The sequence below is a fragment of the Polaribacter sp. 11A2H genome (assembly GCF_011379025.1).
GTDB lineage: Bacteria > Bacteroidota > Bacteroidia > Flavobacteriales > Flavobacteriaceae > Polaribacter.
In genome coordinates this window covers 552990-571435 of sequence record NZ_WTLD01000001.1, presented here as the reverse complement: position 1 = coordinate 571435, position 18446 = coordinate 552990, and the positions used below count along the sequence as shown (strand labels likewise).

The 18446-nt window shown below is 29.5% G+C and carries 15 protein-coding genes; 13 read left to right on the top strand and 2 right to left on the bottom strand.

The window, feature by feature from the left end; translation table 11 throughout:
- Nucleotides 1–1705 precede the first annotated feature (1705 nt).
- Nucleotides 1706–3526 (bottom strand): cation:proton antiporter, encoded by a 1821-nt coding sequence (locus tag GQS58_RS02470; RefSeq protein WP_166382488.1) that lies wholly within the window; start codon nt 3524–3526, stop codon nt 1706–1708.
- A 592-nt stretch (nt 3527–4118) separates the two neighbouring features.
- Between GQS58_RS02470 and GQS58_RS02465 the strand changes: the two genes are divergently transcribed.
- The 3 genes from GQS58_RS02465 to GQS58_RS02455 are packed head-to-tail and all read left to right on the top strand — an operon-like array spanning nt 4119 to nt 5558.
- Nucleotides 4119–4700, top strand: coding sequence for a tRNA-(ms[2]io[6]A)-hydroxylase (locus GQS58_RS02465; protein ID WP_166382486.1), 582 nt, complete (start codon nt 4119–4121; stop codon nt 4698–4700).
- A gap of 9 nt (nt 4701–4709) precedes the next feature.
- Nucleotides 4710–5123 (top strand): hypothetical protein, encoded by a 414-nt coding sequence (locus GQS58_RS02460; protein ID WP_166382484.1) that lies wholly within the window; start codon nt 4710–4712, stop codon nt 5121–5123.
- A gap of 3 nt (nt 5124–5126) precedes the next feature.
- Nucleotides 5127–5558, top strand: a complete 432-nt coding sequence (locus GQS58_RS02455; RefSeq protein WP_166382482.1) for a DUF4268 domain-containing protein — start codon at nt 5127–5129, stop codon at nt 5556–5558.
- 402 nt (nt 5559–5960) lie between these two features.
- Here the strand turns inward: GQS58_RS02455 and GQS58_RS02450 are convergent, their stop codons facing one another.
- The gene (locus GQS58_RS02450) at nt 5961–6299 is read right to left on the bottom strand and encodes a DUF4870 domain-containing protein (protein WP_166382480.1); all 339 of its coding nucleotides are present in this window, start codon (nt 6297–6299) and stop codon (nt 5961–5963) included.
- Nucleotides 6300–6476: 177 nt separating this feature from the next.
- On the opposite strand from GQS58_RS02450, the gene GQS58_RS02445 reads away from it, so the two are divergent.
- From GQS58_RS02445 to GQS58_RS02400, 10 genes are all read left to right on the top strand, one after another.
- Nucleotides 6477–6977: a Dps family protein gene (locus tag GQS58_RS02445; RefSeq protein ID WP_166382478.1), complete on the top strand. Its 501-nt coding sequence runs from the start codon at nt 6477–6479 to the stop codon at nt 6975–6977.
- A gap of 52 nt (nt 6978–7029) precedes the next feature.
- The gene (locus GQS58_RS02440) at nt 7030–7905 is read left to right on the top strand and encodes a mechanosensitive ion channel family protein (RefSeq protein WP_166382476.1); all 876 of its coding nucleotides are present in this window, start codon (nt 7030–7032) and stop codon (nt 7903–7905) included.
- A 96-nt stretch (nt 7906–8001) separates the two neighbouring features.
- Nucleotides 8002–9396, top strand: coding sequence for a tRNA uridine-5-carboxymethylaminomethyl(34) synthesis GTPase MnmE (gene mnmE, locus GQS58_RS02435; RefSeq protein WP_166382474.1), 1395 nt, complete (start codon nt 8002–8004; stop codon nt 9394–9396).
- 574 nt (nt 9397–9970) lie between these two features.
- A complete protein-coding gene (locus GQS58_RS02430) occupies nt 9971–11617 on the top strand; it encodes a CFI-box-CTERM domain-containing protein (RefSeq protein ID WP_166382472.1) in 1647 nt (548 codons plus the stop codon).
- Nucleotides 11617–12558: a hypothetical protein gene (locus GQS58_RS02425; protein ID WP_166382470.1), complete on the top strand. Its 942-nt coding sequence runs from the start codon at nt 11617–11619 to the stop codon at nt 12556–12558. The genes GQS58_RS02430 and GQS58_RS02425 overlap by 1 nt, the downstream gene beginning before the upstream one ends.
- A gap of 10 nt (nt 12559–12568) precedes the next feature.
- Nucleotides 12569–15094: an Hsp70 family protein gene (locus GQS58_RS02420; protein WP_166382468.1), complete on the top strand. Its 2526-nt coding sequence runs from the start codon at nt 12569–12571 to the stop codon at nt 15092–15094.
- A gap of 11 nt (nt 15095–15105) precedes the next feature.
- Nucleotides 15106–15804, top strand: coding sequence for a hypothetical protein (locus GQS58_RS02415; protein ID WP_166382466.1), 699 nt, complete (start codon nt 15106–15108; stop codon nt 15802–15804).
- Nucleotides 15805–17568: an AAA family ATPase gene (locus GQS58_RS02410; RefSeq protein WP_166382464.1), complete on the top strand. Its 1764-nt coding sequence runs from the start codon at nt 15805–15807 to the stop codon at nt 17566–17568.
- Between the two features lie 10 nt (nt 17569–17578).
- Nucleotides 17579–18118 (top strand): hypothetical protein, encoded by a 540-nt coding sequence (locus GQS58_RS02405; RefSeq protein WP_166382462.1) that lies wholly within the window; start codon nt 17579–17581, stop codon nt 18116–18118.
- Entirely contained in the window at nt 18108–18419 is a 312-nt protein-coding gene (locus GQS58_RS02400) for a DUF6804 family protein (RefSeq protein WP_166382460.1), read from the top strand. Before GQS58_RS02405 ends, GQS58_RS02400 begins: the two co-directional genes overlap by 11 nt.
- The last annotated feature ends 27 nt before the right edge of the window (nt 18420–18446 follow it).

Genomic DNA, 18446 nt, shown 5'->3' with positions numbered 1-18446 from the left:
ACATTGTGAGTTTTCATTGGTTTAGCGCTTTTAGTTAAGTCAATTTCTTTCATTAAAATACATCCGAAGCACAATTACACTAACGTTTGTCTGGCTGAGCTTGTCGAAGTCTTTTTGAACCAATTACTTTGATGTAAATAGAACTGAGAACTCGAATATGATCCTTCGACAGGCTCAGGAGGACATTGTGAGTTTTCATTGGTTTAGCGCTTTTAGTTAAGTCAATTTCTTTCATTAAAATACATCCGAAGCACAATTATAATAACGTTTGTCTGGCTGAGCTTGTCGAAGTCTTTTTTTTTACCAATTACTTTGATGTAAATAGAACTGAGAACTCGAATATGATCCTTCGACAGGCTCAGGAGGACATTTTGAGTTTTTATTGGTTTAGCGTTTTTAGTTAAGTCAATTTCTTTCATTAAAATACATCCGAAGCACAATTACACTAACGCTTGTCTGGCTGAGCTTGTCGAAGACTTTTTTAACTAATTATCTTGATATAAATAGAACTGATAACTCGAATATGATCCTTCGACAGGCTCAGGAGGACATTTTGACGTTGAATTGTTTTATAGTATTTAGTTAAGTAAAGTGATTTCATTAAAATACTTCTAAAGCACAATTATAATAACGTTTGTCTGGCTGAGCTTGTCGAAGTCTTTTTTAACTAATTACTTTGGTGTAAATAGAACTGAGAACTCGAATATGATCCTTCGACAGGCTCAGGAGGACATTTCGACGTTGAATTGTTTTATTGTTTTTAGTTAAGTAAAGTGATTTCATTAAAATACTTCTAAAGCACAATTATAATAATGTTTGTCTGGCTGAGCTTGTCGAAGACTTTTTTAACTAATTATCTTGTTATAAATAGAACTGAAAACTCGAATATGATCCTTCTACAGGCTCGGGAGGACATTTTGACGTTGAATTGTTTTATCGTCTTTAGTTAAGTAATTTCTTTCATTAAAATACATCCGAAGCACAATTATAATAACGTTTGTCTGGCTGAGCTTGTCGAAGTCTTTTTGAACCAATTACTTTGATGTAAATAGAACTGAGAACTCAAATATGATCCTTCGACAGGCTCAGGAGGACATTTTGACGTTGAATTGTTTTATCATCTTTAATTAAGTAAATTTCTTTCATTAAAATACATCCGAAGCACAATTATAATAACGTTTGTCTGGCTGAGCTTGTCGAAGACTTTTTTTTCACCAATTACTTGGGTGTAAATAGAACTGAAAACTCGAATATGATCCTTCGACAGGCTCAGGAGGACATTTTGACGTTGAATTGTTTTACCATCTTTAATTAAGTAAATTTCTTTCATTAAAATACATCCGAAGCACAATTATACTAGCGTTTGTCTGGCTGAGCTTGTCGAAGACTTTTTTTTCACCAATTACTTGGGTGTAAATAGAACTGAAAACTCGAATATGATCCTTCGACAGGCTCAGGAGGACATTTTGACGTTGAATTGTTTTACCGTCTTTAGTTAAGTAAAGTGATTTCATTAAAATACTTCTAAAGCACAATTACACTAATGTTTGTCTGGCTGAGCTTGTCGAAGTCTTTTTTTTCACCAATTATCTTGATATAAATAGAACTGAAAACTCAAATATGATCCTTCGACAGGCTCAGGAGGACATCTTGACGTTGAATTGTTTTACCGTCTTTAGTTAAGTAAATTTCTTTCATTAAATGATTACACATTTTTCCCTAAGTATATTAAAGTACAATTCTCTTTAGGTAATTCTGTTTTTTCAAATTCAGGAATTAAGTATAATTTTTCATCTTTTTTGATAAATAAAAGTACCGATTTGAATTCATTAAACAATCTAGAAACCATAGTTTTATATTCTTCTTCCGTAGTAATTTCTACTTCATAAATTTTAGGATTCTCTCTAAAAGCCTCACTTAGATTGATATAATCACCTTTTGGGTTGAATAATATTTGTTGCTCTTCTTTACTTAAATTCGGATTTTTTATTTCTTCGGAAGTTGCTAATCTATATGAACCTTGCTCTCCAAAATTATTAGAAAAACTTTCTATAGCATATTTATTTACAGCTTCACTTCCCGTCATTGCAATTAAATAACCTACATCATTTAACTCTATATTGTCTGTTAAATCTTGGTTGTAAATATCTATTTCGATAGCTTCTATACCCGCTTTTAATGATTTTTGAATAAAGTTTTTATTAGAGTCTATCAAAATAACTCTTTTGTTATTTTCTTTTAAATATTTTGCAATTAGCCTTGCAGGGCTAGAAGCTCCAATAATTAAAATAGCATCGGTACTTTTTAGAAAAACACCTACCATTTTTGCAAATAACCTTGCCGTAGTAGCATTAAATAAAACCGTACCTAAAACAATCATAAACACCAAAGGTGTAATATACTCTGCTCCTTCTACACCTTGTTTTATTAGCTTACTCCCAAATAAAGACGCAATACCAGCCGCTACAATACCACGAGGTCCTACCCAACTGATAAATAGTTTTTCGTTAAATTTTAATTTAGAATTTCTTGTACTTACAAAAACAGCTAAAGGCCTAACTACAAAGACAACAATAGCAAAAAGCGTTGCTGTTTTCCAGGTATATAACAAGAGTAAATCTTCCATATTTATATTTGCAGCCAATAAAATAAATAGGATAGAAATTAACAATACACTTAAAGATTCTTTAAAGTAAAGAAGCTCTTTTAAGTTGCTTAATTTTCCGTTTCCTAAAACCATTCCCATTACCACAACAGCTAATAAACCAGACTCATGTGCAAAAACTTCCGACTCTATAAAAACTAATAAAACGGTAGAAAGAGACACTACATTTAGTAAATAATGAGGAATCATTTTTTTATTAATGGCATACGCCAAAGCATGCGCAAACGTAAACCCAAAAGTGGTTCCGAATAGTAATATTTTACCAAACTCCAATAAGGCTGTTTTAGTAAAACCACTTCCGCCACCTACACTAATAAACTCAAAAACCAATACTGCAACTAAGGCACCTATTGGATCTATTAAAATCCCTTCCCACTTTAAAACAGTAGAAACGTCTTTCTTTAATGGAATATTCCTTAAAATTGGTGTAATAACTGTAGGTCCTGTAACAATAATTAAACCCGCAAACAGAAAAGAAAGTTCCCAACTTAAATAAAAAACATAATGTGCTACAATTCCTGCTCCAAAAAAAGTAATAGTAGATCCTATCGTTATTAATTTAGTAATTACGGGTCCTACATTTTTAATTTCACTTCTTTTTAAGGTTAAACCACCTTCAAAAAGAATAATACTAATGGCTAAAGAAACAAAGTAGTACAAACTATCTCCAGGAAAAAGACCTTTTTGCCCATTCCAGATTGGTTCTATCCACTTAGTGCCATCTTCACTTAAAAACTCTGCAGCAATTGGCCCTACTAGCAAACCAATTAATATTAAAGGTAATATTGCTGGTATTTTAAATTTCCATGCTACCCATTGTGCTAATATTCCTAAAATAATTATTCCCGCTAACTCTATCATATATCAATCGTTCTATTAAATGTAAAAATAAGAATGTTTGCGTATCATAAAAATAAAATTGATACTTTTTTATTTTTTCTAAAATTGACATTATTCTACGGATAAATGAAACTATATATCTTTTTTTTACATAAAATGTATAAAATTACAAATAAAGCTACATTTTCTTAAAAATTAAAATTATTTTTTCTCCGTAGAGCCCTAATAACTAATGCTTTTGAAAACGAATGTATAAATAAGAAACCTTTAAAATTAGGCACTATAATTAATGTTGAAGTTAAAAACCTTGTTTTAGAAACAACTTTTATCAATATCTACCTAAATATTTTACAAAACGGTTTCTTTTAAACAAAGTCCGCAACAAGTAAATAAAGAATCTACAATACTTTTTAATGAAAATTGCACTATTTTTGACGTTCAATTTTTTTGAAGGTACACTATTTCTAAAACAGGCTATTTTAACAACCGTATTAACTAATTACAATGTAAATGCTTCTCTTGTTTTTAAAGTAGATTGTACACCTTTATTAAATGCAAAAGAAATGAAATCTCTTACTTATTTTAGTTTGAGATTATAAAAAAATATAAAAGTATGTTAGGATTACAATTTGAAACAGAAACTTCTTGGGCAGAAATTGCCAAAGATAATTTACAGCAAATACTTACAGACCATGCCTTTTTAGAGCAAAAAGCGGCTTCTAATGCGGTTTCTATTATTATTAATTACTCTGAAGAAACAGAACTTGTTAAGGAAATGAGCAATATTGCTATTGAAGAAATGCAACACTTTAAAATGGTGCATTTGTTAATGGTAAAACGCGGAATGGTTTTAGGACGTGAGCAAAAGAATGATTATGCTATTCGATTGCAAAAATTCTTTAAAAAAACTGGAGACAGAACCGATGCTTTAATTCAGCGTTTATTAGTTGCAGCCCTAATTGAAGCAAGAAGTTGCGAGCGTTTTAAAGTTTTTTCTGAAAACATGGAAGATGAAGAGTTGTCTAAATTCTACAACAACTTAATGATCTCTGAGGCACAACATTACACTACTTTTTTACAGTTTGCCCGTGAATATCAAGATAGAGAAATTGTTGATAAAAAATGGAATGCTTTGTTAGCTTTTGAAGCCGAATTGATGAAAGAACGTGGTAATACTGCTAAAATACACGGATAAATATTAGATATGGATATTGAAAATATTTCTAAAATTGAACATTTTTCTACTTTTGTAGATTTGAGTTTAAAAGAGTTTTGTGAGCAATTTAGCTTGTTGTTATCATTGCCTCCGATGACTTTTATTACGGAAGATGAAACTGAGAGTGCAGAAGTCAATTTTAACGGAATTGCTTATAATATAAGTAAACCTAATAAAATTGGGACCTTAAATGAATGGGATGAAAATGTACCTAAAGAGCATAATTTTGGAATTGTTTTAAGTATTGATAAAATAAATACCGATTTTAACAACACAAAATTAGAAGCAATAGGCAATCTTATTGCTACCAATTTTAATACAGATCTTTTATATTATAGAACCTGGTTTTCTACTGGTTTTAGCACAGAAAAGGTTCACATATTTACACCGAAAAAAAAATAACGAATGTTCTCTAAAGAAGAATCAGCACTTTTACGAAAAGATTTTTGGACTAGTTTTGGGAAATCTTTTCCTAGAAAATGGTTATTATATAATACAAAAATTAAGGGTTTCTCTTTTAAATTTGTTGCCGAAAGAAAACAAGCAATGGTTTGTATAGACATAGAGAACCCAGATGAATTGGTTAATTTACTCTACTACGACCAAATGTTATCTTTAAAAACCTTGCTAGAAACAGAGTTGCCAGAGGTGATTTTTAATGATGAATATGAGCTAGAAAGTGGCAAAATAATTCATAGAATCTACGTCCCTTTTGAAGGGAAATTTAGCGTTTATAATAAAAATTCTTGGAGAGATTGTTTTGAATTCTACATGGAAACTATGCCTAAATTTGAACTCTTTTATTATGAATATGAAGATATTATTAAGAACATTTAATCTTTATATTTTAAAAATTTACTTTAACTATTTGCTTATTATTTTGTGATTAAAAGGAAAATTATATTGATGTAATTGTAGTTTTAATTAAATTATAGAGCTAAAAAAACTATCCTAAATAAATAAAAATACTTAAATAAAAGGTTTAACAAAGGACTATTAAGTAATTAATATACAGTATGTTAAAATTAAAAACATAGCTTCAAACACAAGCTATCAATTTTTCTTATAGTCTATATTTTACTTGCGTTAAGGATTGGAACGACATCCTTTTTGTTTTTACAAAAAGATATAGTGTAAAGCCTGCCCTTTTTAGGGAACGCCCAACTTACTAAGCGTATTTATAACAAAAAAAAATCGTCCTAAAAAAGGACGATTTTAATAAGCTACTTTCTTCTTTTTCTATTTTATAAATGTAATGCTTAAAGGATAATTAGGCGCTTCATTATTACTTACTTTTATGGCGTTTATAATTGGAAAAATTAAATAGAAAATTCCGATTACAATGAACCCTAAAATTCCTAATCCAAAAAGAAAAATTAAAGGGATACAAATTAGAATATAAATAAACATAGAGATTCTAAAATTAAGAATTGCTTTCCCGTGTGTATCCATTCCAAAAATTTCATCCTTTTTGGTTAGCCATAAAATTAAGGGAACTATAAAACCACCAATGACGGTTACAAAATCTAATAATTGACTTAAATGGGTAAGTATTAATAACTGCTTATCTTCTTTCATTTTTATATTTAAAGTTTTAGTTGTGTACTTATTAGACTTAAAAACACTTGTTTTGTTACATATTTTTGTCTGTTATTTTTTATAAAAAAGTATTTGAGTTAAGATGTACTCTATTTGAGCAAAGACAAATTGTGCATTGATTGTAATTTTGTATGGAACTTAAAAACATATATAGTTATGAATTACTTAAATATAGACAAAGACAAAGTATTACCAGTTGTAACAGAATTAAATGTGCTATTGGCAGATTACCAAGTGTATTATCAGAAATTAAGAAATTTTCATTGGAATGTTTTAGGTAAAAACTTTTTTGAATTGCACAATCAATTTGAAGTAATGTACAATGACACCAAAATTAAAATTGATGATATTGCAGAAAGAATAGTTACCTTAAAGTACCACCCAATTAGTAAATTATCTGATTATATAGAGGTTTCTAATGTAAAAGAGTCTAGCCCATTGTTAACAGATGTAGAAATGGTAGACATTTTAAAAAATGATCATAAAATTATTTTAACACAACTGTCTAAAGTTATTACAAAAGCAAATGTAGCTGAAGATGAAGGTACCTTAGATTTAATTGGCGCTTACATTAGAGAGTTAGAGAAATCTTCTTGGATGTTAAATGCATGGTCTAAAAATACGAGTGACGTATTGGATAGTAGTTTTGTTGAATAGTGCTTTTTTTTTAATAAACAAATTAAAAAAACACTAACCCATAAAACAAAACATGAATAAAATAATTAACAAACTAGAAATCTGGAAAGATGTTTTTATTAAAAACATACCGAATATTGCCATAGCCATAATTGTATTATTTATAGCTTACTTTGCTTCTAGAGCAATGAATTCTATAGTAAATAAAACGATAGGAAAAAAAATAAGTCAAAAATCTGTAAGAGATTTAGTATCTAGAGTTGCCTCTGCCCTTACTATTTTACTTGGTTTATATTTTGCAATGACAATTTTAAAGTTTGATGATACTTTAAAAGCAATTGTATCTGCTGCCGGTGTTTCTGGTATTGTTATTGGTTTGGCGCTACAAGGAACACTTTCTAATACGATTTCTGGTGTTGTTTTATCTTTTAGACAAAACCTAAATATTGGTAATTGGATAGAAACAAATGGGTTTTCTGGCGAAGTAATGGATATAAATTTAAATTACTTTGTTATTAAAGAAGCAGATAATAACATGGTAGTTATACCTAATAAAACCATATTAGAGAGTCCTTTTAAAAATTACTCTCTAACTACTAAAATGAGAATTTCTCTTGAATGTGGTGTGGAATATGGTGCGGATTTAGAGAGGGTAGAAACTTTAACAAAAGAAGTTATTAATACTAATTTTGATCAAAAAAAGCTAGGGAAAAATGTAGAGTTCTATTTTACCGAATTTGGTGACAGCTCTATTAATTTTTTATGTAGATTTTGGATAGAGTCTGAAAATGCACTTGAACGATTGAAAGGAAAAAGTAATGCTATTATAAAAATTAAACAAGCGTTTGATAAAGAAAATATTAGTATCCCTTTCCCTATGAGAACTTTAGAAATTTTACCAAATCAGCAGTTAGATATTAAGAATGTTTTAGATAAAGAGCAATCTTAAATTTATAAACTTTATACCCCTAACGACTTAAAAAGCTTAGCACATTTTGTGTTGAGCTTTTTATTTTTCTGTAAAATCTTTGTGTATTTTTGCACTATGATTAAAAACGATACTATTATTGCTTTGGCAACTCCTGCTGGTGTTGGTGCAATTTCTGTGATTAGACTTTCTGGTGAAAATGCCATTACTATTGTTGATGCTTTTTTTAAATCGATAAAAAAAGGAAAAACACTAAAAAATCAGAAGACACACACCATACACTTAGGACATATTATACAAAATGATATTCTTGTTGATGAAGTTTTGGTATCGGTTTTTAAGAATCCGAATTCGTATACAGGTGAGAATGTTGTTGAAATTTCTTGTCATGGTTCTAGCTTTATTCAGCAAGAGATTATTCAGTTATTTTTACAAAATGGTTGTAGAATGGCAGATAATGGTGAGTTTACCATGCGTGCTTTTTTAAACGGTAAAATGGATTTATCGCAAGCGGAAGCTGTGGCAGATGTAATTGCTTCTAATTCTGCTGCGAGTCACCAAATGGCGATTCAGCAAATGCGTGGTGGAATTACCAATGAATTGAAAGATTTACGTGTTCAGTTATTAGATTTTGCTGCTTTAATTGAATTAGAATTAGATTTTTCTGGTGAAGATGTTGAGTTTGCTGATAGAACGAAGTTTAAAGAATTGGTGGCTAAAATTACGTTTGTGTTAAAACGTTTAATTGATAGTTTTTCTTTTGGAAATGCTATGAAATATGGTATTCCGGTTGCTATTATCGGTGAACCTAATGTTGGAAAATCAACTTTATTAAATACGCTTTTAAATGAAGAAAAAGCCATTGTTTCTGATATTGCTGGTACTACGCGTGATGCTATTGAAGACGAAATGATTATTGATGGTGTTGCTTTCCGTTTTATTGATACTGCCGGAATTAGAGAGACAGAGGATGTTGTAGAAAGCATCGGAATTAAAAAAGCCTACGAGAAAGCAGAAAATGCGCAGTTGATTATTTTCTTGATCGATTCTAATAAATATGCATATTCTAGTGAAGATTTTTTAACTGAAATTGAGACCATAAAAACACGTTTTCCAAATAAACGATTATTAGTGATTGCCAACAAAGTGGATACTTTATCTTGTTCTGATTCTTCTATTTTACAATCGGAAATTGAAAATCTAATTTTACTTTCTGCTAAAAACAAAACGGGTATTGAAGAACTAAAAAACGAATTGACTTCTTTGGTTAATATTGGTGCTTTAAGTAATAATGAAACGATTGTTACCAATTCGCGTCATTTTGAGGCTTTAAACAATGCTTTAATCGCTATTTCTTCTGTGCAAGAGGGAATTGATTTAGATATTTCTACAGACTTGTTTTCTATTGATATTCGTGAGTGTTTGCGCCATCTTGGTAATATCACTGGAGAATACGATGTAGATAAAGATATTTTGGGGCATATTTTTGGGAATTTTTGTATTGGGAAGTAAATCATTGATTAAAAACTACTTAAATACTTATTAAAAGTTAATTTTAAAATTATAAAATCCACCTGAATATAATATATAAACCATTCAGAATATCTTTATCCTTTTTTTTAATAAACAATCAACTGATTTTTGAGAACGGAAAAATTACATGGGGATATTTTACTCTTAAAACAAAAACGAAGGTAAATTGTAAAATAATTTACCTTCGTTTTTTTAATGGATATAAATAGACACTTATATAAAAATACTTTTATACAAATGTGTTTTTGCACAAAAGTATACTTAGACACTTATATAATTATATCAAACTAAAGACTTCTTAAAAGTCTCTAAATTCCCTCCTAACCCATTAAACATTCCCATAACACTACAGCTCTTTTTATTTTTGTAGTATAAATGTGATTCAGTCTAAAAAAATGAGTATTGCTGGTGATCCGAGGTTGTAAAACAGACTTTTAGTTAATAATAGATATAAATACAACTCTTTTTTCATGCGAATACGGAAACCCGTAACAATGAGTCAATTGTTCTCTATACATTTATGTTTTAAATATTATTAACATAAATATTCTCTATGAATATAATAAATCACAACCCCTACCGAATTGCAGGAATTCTTTCAAATGCTACTGCTAGAGAAATAGAAAGACAAAGAGGTAGAATCAATGCATTTGCAAAAGTTGGAAAGGAAATAAAATCTGATTATGATTTTCAAATTCTAGATAGTATTACAAGGACTGAAGATTCAATAAATAAAGCTTTTTCAGACATTCAACAAGCTCAAGATAAAGTAAACTACGCCTTGTTCTGGTTTGCGGAAGCAAATCCTTTTGACAAAACAGCTCTTGAATACTTGAAGAAAGAGAACCCACTAAAAGCTATTGAAATATGGGAAAAAGTAACTATCAATAAAGAAGTTACCTCTAAAAACTTCTCATCCTTTAATAATTTAGGAACCCTTAAACTTATAAGTCATTTTCAAGAAGATATTCAAAATGGTATTGAAACAAAAATAAAACTAATTGAATCTGATTATTTCAAAAGTTTTATTAACGCAGTTGCTGATGAAACCTTTGCTATTACAAGTGAGAAACAAATAGAGAAATTTATTGATGAATTGCTTAGGCAATTCAAAAACCAATATTCAAGCTCAGAAATCTTACAATTATTTAGTAATTGCAACGGTTCAACACAAAAGTATCTTTCTAAAAAGTTTACAGAAGAACCACTTCATAATATTGAAAGTCAAATTGAAAGCACTAAAAAGAAAAGAAACCAAAACAAAGAAGACGCTTACCAATTTGGATTAAGTTTAGCTGCATACTCTAAAGACAATTTAGTAACTCTGCAATCCTTACTTGGAACTACTGACTTAAAATATAAAACAATTGCTGACCAATTGGCAAATGAAATAATGCAATGTGGAATTGATTATTTCAACCATAGTCTCGAAAATGATTCTAGTGACAACTATTTAGAACAAGCTCAAAAGTTAACAAAAATAGCTGATAGAATTGCGGTTGGTAAATTAACAAAAGATAGAGCAAAAGATAGTCTTGCTTCACTTGCTGACATGAAAGACCGAGAGATAAATCAAGCTATTGAAGTCTTGAGCTCTATTAAGTTGGCATATAATAAAGCTATTAGCGAAATTGAAGCACAAGTATCTCAAATGCTTATGTCAATGTCATATAATCAGTCTATCAATTATACTAAAATAGATAAATTGAAGGAAAATTGTCTTAATTGGTCAAAAGTGGTAGAAGTTGTTAGGGCTTCAATAAGTATAAATGACATTGCAATAATACAGCTTTGTCAACATCAAAGAAAAGTTTCAGAATATAAAAATCTCGTAGATTTCTTGTTTAATAAACTTGGACCGATTCAAATAAATCAAGTAAAACATATATGTTATTGGAAAGATGTAAGAGCCGTTCAAGCCAAATCTACAGCAAAAAAAGTTAGTTCAACTATCAGTAATGCAACTGATAGCGGCTGCTATATTGCTACAATGGCTTATGGAGATTATAATCATCCTCAAGTAATAGAATTACGAAATTTTAGAGATGATTTTTTAAGTAAAACCATCGTTGGAAGACATTTTATCAAATTCTACTACAAATATTCACCAAGTTTAGTTGAAAAGTTAAAAAACAAACAAAGTATTAACCTCATAATCCGAAAAGGTTTAGATCAATTTATTAAAGCAATCAAAAAATAATGAAAAAAATTTTATTCATAGCTCTGTTTTTCGGAGCATCAAACCTTTTTGCTCAACAGCAAAAAGATTCTATTTTGGTTAAAGAAATACCAACTATAAAAAACAATGTTTTTAAACAAAGACAAGAAATAAATTCTTTGACTAAAAAACTAAACAATCAACAGTATATTCTAAATCAGCAAAAAAAGGGTTTGAAAACATTAAACCTCAAATCAGAAAAACAAGAAAATATTATTGATAGTTTAAATCAACTCATTCAAACCAACAGCAAGAATATTGTAACCAATTCAACAGAATTAGGAACAAAAATAAAACAAACAGACGACAACGCTAACTCTAAAATTTCTGAACTAGATAGTAATTTAAGCAAAAACCGTTTGTATTGGATAATTGCAACTTTGGCTACACTTATATTAGGTGGCTTGGTTTATTGGTTACTTGGTAGACGTATTCAATCTAGTAAAACAGATGTTGAAACTCAAATTAAAAACACAAAAACTGCTTTAGAAGAAGAAAGTGTGAAATTGGATAACAAATTGGTAGAAGTCTTAGAAACTCAATTGAAATTAAAACAAGAGCAAACCAAAGTACAACCTACAACATCTAACGAAAAAGAAGATCATTCATTAGCTTTAAAAGTAGCCGATGAAGTGATAAGGATTCAAAAGAATTTGAGCAGAATGGACGAAAGTACAAAAGGATTAAAACAACTAGGCTCTTCTGTAAAACGTATTCAAGACAATTTTGCATCAAATGGTTACGAATTAGTAGAAATGATTGGTAAAGAATACAACGAAGGAATGAAAGTTACTGCTAATTTTACTCCAAGTGAAGATTTAGAAACAGGAAAACAAATTATTTCAAGAATTATAAAACCACAAGTTAACTTTAAAGGAACAATGATACAAGCTGCTCAAATTGAAGTTAGTGTAGGTGAATAAAAAATATCAAATGACAAGAACAAAAATAGATTACGGAATTGATTTAGGAACTACTAATTCTGCAATTTCAAGAATGGAAAATGGAGAAGCAACCATTAAAAAAACTGATACACTAAAGGACACAATGCCTTCATCTGTTTATATCAACAAGAAAAAAGCAATACAAGTTGGAGACAGTGCCTACAATGCCCTAAAACGCGATAAACTTAAGGCTATGAAAACTTGGGATGATTCAAATTCCAATTCTTATATAGAATTTAAAAGAACCATGGGAAGTGATAAGTCCTATTCAAGTTCAAATCTTGGAAAAGATTTAACCTCTGAAAAGTTATCTGCCGAAGTTTTAAAGACTTTAAAATCTTTTGTTAAAGATGAAAATGTAAATTCCATAGTAATTACAGTTCCAGCGGCTTTTAAAAACAATCAGAAAGAAGCAACTAGAGAAGCTGCGCAATTAGCAGGTTTTGACCATATAGAATTATTACAAGAACCTGTTGCTGCAGCTATGGCTTACGGGTTAAGTTCAGATAAAAAAGATGGTTTTTGGTTAGTTTTTGATTTCGGAGGAGGAACATTTGATGCTGCACTTTTAAAAGTTGAAGAAGGTATTATGAAAGTAATTGATACCGAAGGGGACAATTATTTAGGAGGTAAAAATTTAGATTTTGCTATTGTGGATGAAATCATATTACCATATATAGAAGAAAACTTTGTGATAGATTCTATTTTAGCAGATGACTCTAAAAAGCAAATATTAAGAAACGCTATGAAGTTTTATGCTGAAGAAACAAAAATAAAACTTTCATTTAATGATACACACAACATACTTTCTGATTTAGGAGACATCCCTGGTGAAGATGATGAAGGTGAAGAATTTGAACTTGATATTACAGTTACTCAAGCAGATATTACAAAAGCACTAGGACCTGTTTTCCAAAAAGCAATCGATGTAAGTAAAAATCTTTTAGAACGAAATAATTTAAAAGGCTCTTCTTTAGATTCTTTAATATTAGTTGGAGGGCCAACATTTTCTCCTGTATTACGTAAAATGTTAGAAGCCCAAATTTGTAAACCTGATACAAGTGCAGATCCAATGACTGTTGTTTCAAAAGGTGCTGCATTGTACGCTTCAACAGTTAATATTTCTGAAGAAGTAAGAGAACAAACAAGAGATAAAACCAAAATACAGTTAGAAATAGCGAATGAATCTTCAACAGTTGAAACAGAAGAATTTGTACCTATCAAAATTTTAGCTGATAAAACAGAAGGCGAAATCCCTGAAAAAGTATTTGCAGAAATAACAAGAGGTGATAAAGCTTGGTCTAGTGGTAAAGTAGAAATAAATACTATTGGTGATGTTGTTGAAATTCAATTAAATGAAGGCAAAACAAATGTTTTTGACGTTGTTTTATATGATAACAAAGGAAATATTTTAGAGGGAGAACCTTCTAACTTTAGTGTAATTCAAGGCTCAAAAATTGGAAACGCAACATTAGCTTATAATATTGGAATAGAGTTAAAAGATAAAATAACAAATAAAATACGTTTTAAATCAATTAAAGGTTTAGAAAAAAACCTATCTATTCCTGCCGTCGGCACAAGTAATGGTTTAAAAACTCAAAAACAAATTCGCCCAGGAATCGAATCTGATTTTATAAAAATATCAGTTTATGAAGGTGAGCACGCTTCTGATGGTACTAGAGCTATTTATAATGAACATGTTACAGATATCATTATTAGTGGAATAGATTTACCTGCTTTATTACCAGAAAATAGCGATGTAGATTTAACTATAAATGTTGATAGATCTGAAAAAATAACTGTTACAGCTTATTTTCCTTATTTGGATTTTACAACAGAGATAGAAGTTGATGCGACCAAATCAACTATAGAAACATCTTGGTTAGCTAATGAAATTAGGAAAGCCAAAGGAAGTGTAAGTGAATTAAGAGACGAAGGAAATCCTGATGAAGCTAAACTTCAAAAAATAGAAATCGAATTAGTTGAACTTGAAAAATCATTTAAAAATAATAAAAATGATATTGATGCTAAATCAGAAGCCTTAAGTAATTTAAGAAAATCACTTAAAGTAATTGATGCCTTAAACGAAACAACAGAATGGCCTAAACTAGAGGAAGAACTTAAAGAAGAATTTTACAGGTTAGAAAAAGCAAATACTGATTTAGGAAACGAGAAAAGTACACAATTAGTCGATGAACTTCGTTCACCATTAGAGGAAGTCATAAAAACTAAAGACGTAAAACTAGGCACCGCATTATTAGATGAAATTAGCGGCTTCTTTTTTCAATTAACAATGATTTATCAACTTATGGGAATGTTAAGAGACTTTAATGATAATTTCAGCGATTATTCTTGGAGCGATCCTAACAGAGCAAGACAATTGGTAAATAAAGGTACCAGCAAAATATCAGAGAATCCAGACAAAGAAGAATTAAGACAAATCTTAATTTCATTATATGATATGTTACCTAAAAATGAGCTTCCTAGTGAAGATAAAGAAATTTTAAAGGGTTAAAATAAAGTTATATGAAATTAAAAATTAAACTTCTTCTTCCATTCTTTTTTTTAGCATTAATTATTGCTTCCTGCGAAAGTAAAGCAGAAAAAGAACAACGTGAAGCAAAAGAACTTCAACAAAAAATTCAGATAAAAGCTCGAAAGGAAAAAGAAGCTAAAGTAGTTGCTTTTCAAAAAGAACAAAAAAGAATTGAACGCGAAAAAGAAGAAACGGCTAAACGCATAAAAAGAGAAGCCAAACTAAAAAAGGAACGTGAAGAAAAAGCAATCTATGATAGGTATATAAACAATTCTTTACGCACAGGCGCTACACCTTATGCTTACTGTTTTGGTTCTAATAATTCTTGTTCTGATTATGGATGTTCTCAAATTAAGGTTACTACACCTACTAATTCTGATGTTTTGGTAACCATTAAAAAAAATGGAAAAGTATATAGACATGCTTATATAAACGCGAATAGTTCTTATACGTTTGAGTTTCCAAATGGCAGCTATCAAACCTACTTTTATTATGGTAAAGGATGGAATCCTAATAAAGTAATGAAAAAAACGGATTGTGGTACTTTAAAAGGTGGCTTTATTGCCAATGAGCATTTTGGAAAAGACAACCTACAGACGTTAAATAATAACATTTTAGAATATCAATTGATATTAGAACAGAATGGTAATTTTAGTACTAAACCGAGTAATTCAGAGGAAGCTTTTTAAATGAATACATCAAAACACATATTATCCAAAGGTCAAAATATTGACAATAAATACAGCATCACTTTCTTTCTAAAAAAAGGGAGTTATGCTGAAACCTATCGTGTAAAAGATCTAGAAGGGAAAACAAAACTTTTAAAGTTGTTTCGCTATTCTAAACTAGACAGAACACAGTTTGATAGTAATGATGATATCTTGGAAATTGAAATTTTAAAGCAAATTAAACATCCGAATTTGGTTGCGTATCACGATAGTGGCGAATTGCTTTTAGAAAATCAAAAATATGCTTTTGTAATACTCAATTTCATTAGTGGAGAAACTTTGGCTGATAAAATGAAACGAGAGAAAACATTAAATCAGTACGAAACAAAAGATATAATTTCAGGTGTTTTAAATGGATTAAACTATTTACACAATTTAGATAATCCAATAATACACAATGATATTACGAATTTAAATATCATGACTGATTTATCAGGTAAAATTCCCATTCCAAAAATCATTGACTTTGGTTATGCTCGCTATTTGAACCAATCAAACAAAGATTTTTTAAAGGACGGATTAAATCCATTTTATCAGGCTAATGAAAATTTCAACAAAGTATTTACAGAACAAAGTGATGTGTTTTCTGTAGGAGCCTTGTATTATCATTTACTTTTTGGCCTACCTCCTTGGTTTGTTGAGATTTCAAAATATAAATCCGATAAAATAAGATTAGAAGATGCTGTTTTAGAAGAACGTAAAAAGCCATTAAAATTTGACAAAAATATAGATAAACAAACACAAAATATTATAGCCAAAGCTTTACAACCAAACACTGAAAATCGTTTTAAAAATGTAAAAGAGTTTATACAGGCTATTAATGGCGAATTAGAGGTTAAACAGCTTTCAACGGTTAATGAAACTGCTAAACCAAAACTTAAAAACCTAAAAAACGGACAAGGTTTTAAGGCTATTGCAGGAATGCAAGAGCTTAAAGAAACGATACAAGTAGATGTAATTGATGCCTTAAATGACAAAGAAAGATATGCCGAATATGGCTTAACAATTCCTAATGGAATGTTATTATATGGCCCACCAGGTTGTGGTAAAACATTTTTTGCAGAGCGAATGTCGGAGGAAATAGGTTTTAATTTTTATCAAATAAAACCTTCAGATATTCAAAGTAAATTTATAAATGAGTCACAAGAAAATATCAAACGTTTATTTGATGAAGCAAGAGAAAATGCACCTAGTATTATTTTTATTGATGAATTAGATGCAGTAGTTCCTAATCGTAATAATACGGGTATTAACCACATGAATACAAGTGCTGTTAATGAGTTTTTAGCACAAATGAATAATTGCGGTGATGATGGTGTTTTTATTATTGGCGCTACCAATAGACCAAATGTTATTGACCCTGCTGTTTTAAGAGCAGGACGTTTAGATAAAACCATTTATTTACCACCACCAGATTTTGAAGCACGTGAATTAATGTTTAGACTATATTTAGATAAGAGACCTAGAGAAATAGGTTTAGATTATAACGAATTAGCAAAAGCAACCGAAAACTATGTTTCTAGTGATATTAAATTTTTGAGTGATGAAGCGTCTAGAAAAGCTTTAAAAATGAAATCTAGAATTACAAAAGAAATTTTATTAGAAACTATTAATAGCAATAGACCTTCAATTTCTCTAATTGATTTAAAGAGCTATGAATCTATAAAATCAAAGATGGAAGGAATATCTGAAAACACAAATAATCGACCAAGTATTGGTTTTTAAAACATTTAATATGGAAACTATAAATTTTAATAAATTATTACTTAAAACTGCATTTTCATGCATGGCATGTGATGGAGATATTGATAAAAAAGAAGTAAAACTAATTAAGCGATTACATAAGGAAAAAAAGACTTTTGGAGATATTGACATTAATCTAGAAATGGACAATTTATTAATTGCTATTAACAAAGATGGACATCAATTTTTAAAACAATACTTTCAAGAACTTACAGCGACCACACTAACTGAAGCAAACGAGTTAGAAATTGTTAAAGTAGCTATTGAAACCATTAAAGCAGATGATAAAATAGAATACAGTGAAATTAAATTTTTTAAAGTAATTCGTTCAAAATTAAAAATAGGAAATCAACCTATTCTTGATAAATATCCTGACTTTGAAGACTATTTAGAGCAAGATATTATAAGTGATTCTTATTTATCTAGATTACAAGATGATTTTTTTGACACCCATATTTCAAATGAATTTCAATTAATTAATGAAATTGATGATGATATTTTAAAGAGTCTAAAAGAAGATAATGAAGAATAACTTAACAGTTATCAAAATTCCATTAGCAATACTTTTATTGTTATGTTTATTAGATATGCCTTATGGATTCTATGAATTTGTAAGGTTTGTAGCACTTATTGCCTTTGGAATTTTGGCATATCAATCTAAAGAAAAAGAAAATAAAAGTGAACTAATTATTTATGCTTCCCTTGCCCTACTCTTTCAGCCATTTTTTAAAATTGCACTTGGTAGAACTTTATGGAATATCGTAGATGTAATTACGGCGATCTACCTACTACTTAACATTGTGAGAAATCAAAAGATAAATAAGACTTTATAAAACTATATTTCTATAAATATAGTTTTA

Coding starts and splice junctions, on each gene's coding strand:
- GQS58_RS02470 (WP_166382488.1), bottom strand. CDS start 3,526: ATGATAGAGTTAGCGGGAATAATTATTTTAGGAATATTAGCACAATGG.
- GQS58_RS02465 (WP_166382486.1), top strand. CDS start 4,119: ATGTTAGGATTACAATTTGAAACAGAAACTTCTTGGGCAGAAATTGCC.
- GQS58_RS02460 (WP_166382484.1), top strand. CDS start 4,710: ATGGATATTGAAAATATTTCTAAAATTGAACATTTTTCTACTTTTGTA.
- GQS58_RS02455 (WP_166382482.1), top strand. CDS start 5,127: ATGTTCTCTAAAGAAGAATCAGCACTTTTACGAAAAGATTTTTGGACT.
- GQS58_RS02450 (WP_166382480.1), bottom strand. CDS start 6,299: ATGAAAGAAGATAAGCAGTTATTAATACTTACCCATTTAAGTCAATTA.
- GQS58_RS02445 (WP_166382478.1), top strand. CDS start 6,477: ATGAATTACTTAAATATAGACAAAGACAAAGTATTACCAGTTGTAACA.
- GQS58_RS02440 (WP_166382476.1), top strand. CDS start 7,030: ATGAATAAAATAATTAACAAACTAGAAATCTGGAAAGATGTTTTTATT.
- mnmE (WP_166382474.1), top strand. CDS start 8,002: ATGATTAAAAACGATACTATTATTGCTTTGGCAACTCCTGCTGGTGTT.
- GQS58_RS02430 (WP_166382472.1), top strand. CDS start 9,971: ATGAATATAATAAATCACAACCCCTACCGAATTGCAGGAATTCTTTCA.
- GQS58_RS02425 (WP_166382470.1), top strand. CDS start 11,617: ATGAAAAAAATTTTATTCATAGCTCTGTTTTTCGGAGCATCAAACCTT.
- GQS58_RS02420 (WP_166382468.1), top strand. CDS start 12,569: ATGACAAGAACAAAAATAGATTACGGAATTGATTTAGGAACTACTAAT.
- GQS58_RS02415 (WP_166382466.1), top strand. CDS start 15,106: ATGAAATTAAAAATTAAACTTCTTCTTCCATTCTTTTTTTTAGCATTA.
- GQS58_RS02410 (WP_166382464.1), top strand. CDS start 15,805: ATGAATACATCAAAACACATATTATCCAAAGGTCAAAATATTGACAAT.
- GQS58_RS02405 (WP_166382462.1), top strand. CDS start 17,579: ATGGAAACTATAAATTTTAATAAATTATTACTTAAAACTGCATTTTCA.
- GQS58_RS02400 (WP_166382460.1), top strand. CDS start 18,108: ATGAAGAATAACTTAACAGTTATCAAAATTCCATTAGCAATACTTTTA.